The sequence below is a fragment of the Streptomyces sp. genome, from assembly GCF_031181705.1.
Lineage (GTDB): Bacteria > Actinomycetota > Actinomycetes > Streptomycetales > Streptomycetaceae > Streptomyces.
In genome coordinates this window covers 9,851-11,522 of record NZ_JAPSKN010000163.1, presented here as the reverse complement: position 1 = coordinate 11,522, position 1,672 = coordinate 9,851, and the positions used below count along the sequence as shown (strand labels likewise).

At 69.8% G+C, this 1,672-nt stretch carries 2 protein-coding genes; both read left to right on the top strand.

Annotated elements, in window-relative coordinates; genetic code table 11:
• The first annotated feature begins 45 nt into the window (after positions 1-45).
• Positions 46-1,014 (top strand): complex I subunit 1 family protein, encoded by a 969-nt coding sequence (locus tag RIN80_RS23690; protein WP_309097667.1) that lies wholly within the window; start codon positions 46-48, stop codon positions 1,012-1,014.
• Between the two features lie 2 nt (positions 1,015-1,016).
• Positions 1,017-1,672: NADH-quinone oxidoreductase subunit I (locus tag RIN80_RS23685; protein ID WP_309097666.1), on the top strand; the 656-nt coding region annotated here is incomplete at its 3' end.

Sequence of the window (1,672 nt, the reverse complement as noted above, 5' to 3'; positions counted from 1 at the left end):
CCCCACAGACCCCAAGTCCCCCACAGACCCCGCAGGAGGCCCGCAGTGAACGACGTGCTCGACGTCACCCTGCGACTCCTGATCGTCTTCGTCGTCTTCCTCACCTTCCCCCTGATCATCGGCCAGACCGAGCACAAGGTCATGGCCCACATGCAGGGCCGCCTCGGCCCCATGTACGCCGGCGGCTTCCACGGCTGGGCCCAGCTGGTCGCCGACGGTGTGAAGTTCGCGCAGAAGGAGGACGTCGTCCCGGCGGGCGCCGACCGCCGCATCTTCCAACTGGCCCCCGCAGTCGCCCTCCTGCCCTACCTCCTCGTCCTGCTCGCCATCCCGATCGGCCCCGGCGAGGGAGCCGTCGGGCAGGTCATCGACGCCGGCGTCTTCTTCGTCCTGGCCGTCATGGGCGTCGGCGTCCTCGGCTCGCTGATGGCCGGCTGGGCTTCCGCGAACAAGTTCTCCCTGCTCGGCGGCCTGCGCACAGCAGCCCAGCTCCTCGCCTACGAACTGCCGATGCTGCTGACCGCCGCCTCGGTTGCGATGGCGGCCGGCACCGTCTCGCTCCCCGGCATCCTCGACGCCTTCGAGTGGTGGTGGCTGCCCTGGCAGATCGTCGGCGCGATCGTCTTCTTCGTCGCCGGCCTCGCCGAACTCCAGCGTCCGCCCTTCGACATGCCCGTCGCCGACTCGGAGATCATCTTCGGCGCCTACACCGAGTACACCGGCCTCCGCTTCGCCCTGTTCCTCCTCGCCGAGTACGCCGGAATCGTCGTCCTGTGCGGCCTGACCACCGTCCTCTTCCTGGGCGGCTGGCACGGCCCCTGGGGCGCCGACGGCCTCGGCTGGGTCTGGACCCTGCTGAAGACCGCCGTCCTCGCCTTCCTCGTCATCTGGCTGCGCGTCACCTACCCGCGCCTGCGCGAGGACCAGCTCCAGAGGCTCTCCTGGACCCTCCTCGTCCCCCTCTCCCTCGCCCAGATCGCCCTCACCGGCATCGTCAAGGTGGTGATCCAGTAACCATGGCCCCGATCCCAGGAAGTGGCCTGGCCAAGGGCCTGGCCGTCACCCTCCGCACGATGACGAAGAAGTCCGTCACCGCCCAGTACCCGGACACCCAGCCCGACCTCCCGCCCCGCACCCGCGGTGTGATCGGCCTGTTCGAGGAGAACTGCACGGTCTGCATGCTGTGCGCCCGCGAGTGCCCGGACTGGTGCATCTACATCGACTCCCACAAGGAGACGGTCCCGCCGGCGGCCCCCGGCGGCCGCGAACGCAGCCGCAACGTCCTCGACCGCTTCGCCATCGACTTCTCGCTCTGCATGTACTGCGGTATCTGCATCGAGGTCTGTCCTTTCGACGCCCTGTTCTGGTCCCCGGAGTTCGAGTACGCCGAGACCGACATCCGCGACCTCACCCACGAGCGCGACAAGCTCCGGGAGTGGATGTGGACCGTCCCGGCACCGCCGGCCCTCGACCCCGGCGCGGAGGAGCCGAAGGAACTCGCCGCCGCCCGCAAGGCCGCTGAGAAGCTGGCCGCCCAGCAGACCCCGCCGGCCACCGAACCCCACGCCGACGAACAGGCCCGCGCCGCCGAACAGCCCACCCGCCCTCATGGCGACTCCAAGCAACAGGTCGACCAGCCGAGGCCGAACCAGCCGGAGCGCGACGATCCGAG